Raw genomic sequence first — 861 nt, 5'->3', positions numbered from 1 at the left:
TTAATAAATCACTTTTTATAATTTCAAGTATTTCTACAATAAAAAATTGCTTACCTGTTAATAAGGTAAGCGTAGGAATTTATTTTAACGGAGGTATATAATGTTAATTTATTTAAAATACCTTATTATTAAGGACAATTTTTATAGTAAATCATCTAATACAAAGTCAAGTATTTTTGTTTACCCTTATATTCTAAATCCTTTTTCCCTTTCCACTTTACCTTTCTCTATATTATATATGTATTTAGTAAATTTGCCCAAATCCTTGATATTACAATGCTTAAATAGATTTTTAAGCGACAAAAACCATGTTAGGATATTAGTTCTAAGGTGTATGGACTAAGGATTAATAATGTATTATATAGCCCCTTAACCCTTTTACCCTTCAGTAATTACTTTATAAAAATTCTAACATCAGAATTTGACTTATCCCTAACCCTTTATATAATGTAAAAAATTGATTTGAAAGGATGAGTTATATGTCTGAAAATTTACTCATAAAGGATTTTAAGACGCTTAAGGTTTGGCAGAAGGCGAATGCATTGGAGCAGGAGATAGGAGAATTGGTTAAAGGGTTTCCAAATCATGAGCAGTATCGGCTTGTCGACCAAATCATTAGAAGCAGCCGCAGTATTGGGGCAAACATCGCTGAGGGAAATACACAACTGTTTATCAAACGAGAATTATTTCATGCCAATGCTGCCCTTGGCAGTTGTGGTGAAACGAGAAACCACTTGCTAACTGCATATCAGTACAACTATATAAGTAAAGAACAATACAAGATTTTAGATGAGAAATTCCTCGAAATAATAAAAATGCTGTATGGATACATAAAAAGGCTAAAATCTAACTTAGATATTT

Annotated in this window: 1 protein-coding gene; it reads left to right on the top strand. The window is 30.3% G+C overall.

The annotated features are described in order from the left end of the window. Positions 1-479 precede the first annotated feature (479 nt). Positions 480-861: four helix bundle protein (locus JCM21531_RS17360; RefSeq protein WP_038291724.1), on the top strand; the 382-nt coding region annotated here is incomplete at its 3' end.

Origin of the sequence: Acetivibrio straminisolvens JCM 21531, assembly GCF_000521465.1 — a bacterium.
In the GTDB taxonomy this organism is placed as follows: domain Bacteria; phylum Bacillota; class Clostridia; order Acetivibrionales; family Acetivibrionaceae; genus Hungateiclostridium; species Hungateiclostridium straminisolvens.
This window is presented reverse-complemented; position numbering and strand designations above follow the sequence as displayed.